2 protein-coding genes are annotated in these 1837 nt (G+C 62.1%); one reads left to right on the top strand and one right to left on the bottom strand.

The genetic code is table 11. The features are described from left to right. Positions 1 to 136 precede the first annotated feature (136 nt). Entirely contained in the window at positions 137 to 1048 is a 912-nt protein-coding gene (locus tag AC1DUU_RS31010) for a fumarylacetoacetate hydrolase family protein (protein WP_476787143.1), read from the bottom strand. Positions 1049 to 1252: 204 nt separating this feature from the next. Between AC1DUU_RS31010 and AC1DUU_RS31005 the strand changes: the two genes are divergently transcribed. Then, a partial coding sequence (locus tag AC1DUU_RS31005; RefSeq protein ID WP_476787142.1) for a GntR family transcriptional regulator occupies positions 1253 to 1837 on the top strand: 585 nt, incomplete at its 3' end.

The raw sequence follows: 1837 nt of genomic DNA, 5'->3' as shown, positions 1-1837 counted from the left end.
CTTTTTCGGTGGTGGCTGCCGCATCCAGAAAAACAGGTGCCGTCTGCACGGCGGCGGCAACGAATATTGGAAGCTTGGTCATCGACAATGTCCTCATGTCCGGGGCGAGGCGAGGCGGTGCCTTGCTTGCGCCCTGTTAGACGGCGACGACCGGGCAGCGCAGGCTCCCGATGCCATCGACGCCAGCTTCAACGACGTCGCCTGGCCACAGCCATTCGCGTGGCGTGCGACCCGCGCCAACGCCCTCGGGAGTGCCGGTGGCGATGATGTCGCCAGGCTCCAATGCAATGCCCTGGCTGATGTCGGAGATCAGGTAGGGCACCTTGAACAGCATGTGGCGGGTGTTCGACTTCTGCTTGGTGACGCCGTTGACCGTCAGCCACAGGTCGAGGCCATGCGGATCGGCAACCTCGTCGGCGGTGACGATGCAGGGGCCGAACGGAGCGTAGGTGTCCTGCCCCTTGGAGACGATCCACTGGCCGGCGCGGCGGCAATCGCGGGCGGATACGTCGATCATGACGCTGTAGCCGAAGACGTGGGCCAGCGCGTCTTCTTCCGAAACGCGCTTGGCGCGCTGGCCGATGACGACAGCCAGTTCGACTTCCCAGTCGAGCTGCTGGGTGATCTTGGCATTATGTTCAATGGCGTCGCCGGGTCCGCAAATCGTGGTCGGGGGCTTGGAGAAGATGACCGGCTGGTTTGGCAGGTCTGCCGCGTTTTCGAGCATGTGCGCCGATTCCGCGATGTGTTCGACGTAATTCAGGCCGATGCCGAAGATGTTCTTGCGGGGGCGCGGGATCGGGGCCAGCAGCTTGACGTTGGCGGCGTAAAACGCCGTGCCGACCGGCCAGTCGTCAGTTGACTCATCAATGATCTTGCGCGCTGTGTCGAGCGCGGCAGGACCGAGGTCGATGAATTCCAGCATGTCGCTGGGCAGTTCCAGATCGTAGAAAGCCGCGAGCGCCTGCAGGTCGACGACCAGATCGTTGACGAGCGCACCCAGGCGCGCTGCGGCAGTCACGCTGCTGCGATAAGTAACCAGACGCATGTTCTTGCACCTCTGTTGGTTGGCGACGAGATGCCGGCCGTCGTTAGCGGCCCTCTCTGTCTCGATTCGCTCGCACCATAGTTCGCCATCGCTTCTCGTCAACATATTTTATAAAATCTTGAACATTGCACAAAATTCCATGGACGGATAAAGTGTCGGCGAGGCCTGAATCCAAGCCTCGCATCGCCCATTGGGATAGAGCTCGTGACGGATCCTGCGTTTGCCGATTCCGACGGATCGCTTGCCGATCGCGCATACCGCCTGATCCGAGACGATATTCTCAACGGCGCTTTTCTACCCGGCGAGCCGCTGCGCCTTGCCGTGCTCCGGGACCGCTATGGGCTGAGTTTTTCGCCCCTGCGCGAGGCGCTGACGCGCCTGAGCAGCGACCGGCTCACCGAGCTTGCATCGCTTCGCGGCTTTCGCGTCGCGGAAGTTTCGCTCGAGGAGATGTGGGATGTCATCGGCATTCGTATTCTTGTCGAATCCGAGGCGCTGCAACGGGCCGTAAGCCTCGGCAACGACGACTGGGAAGCGCAGGTGGTCGCCGCCTTCCACGCATTCAGCAAGGTCATCGCCAGGCACGAGCCGGAGACGGCAATGGCACCAGGCGCCTTCGACCAGGCTCTGGAGGATCGGCACCAAGGCTTTCACCATGCGCTGATCTCGGCCTGCGGTTCAGCCGCGCTGCTCGAGATCGCTGCCCAACTTTATACCAGGACGGAGCGCTATCGCCGGCCGGTGCTGTCGAGCGAACTGCGGGGCGGACCAAGAAACATCATGAAAGAC

Source organism: Aminobacter sp. P4_H6_2, assembly GCF_056400805.1.
This window is presented reverse-complemented; position numbering and strand designations above follow the sequence as displayed.

Excerpts from the sequence above, each read along its gene's own strand:
- AC1DUU_RS31010 (WP_476787143.1), bottom strand. The coding sequence starts at position 1,048 with ATGCGTCTGGTTACTTATCGCAGCAGCGTGACTGCCGCAGCGCGCCTG.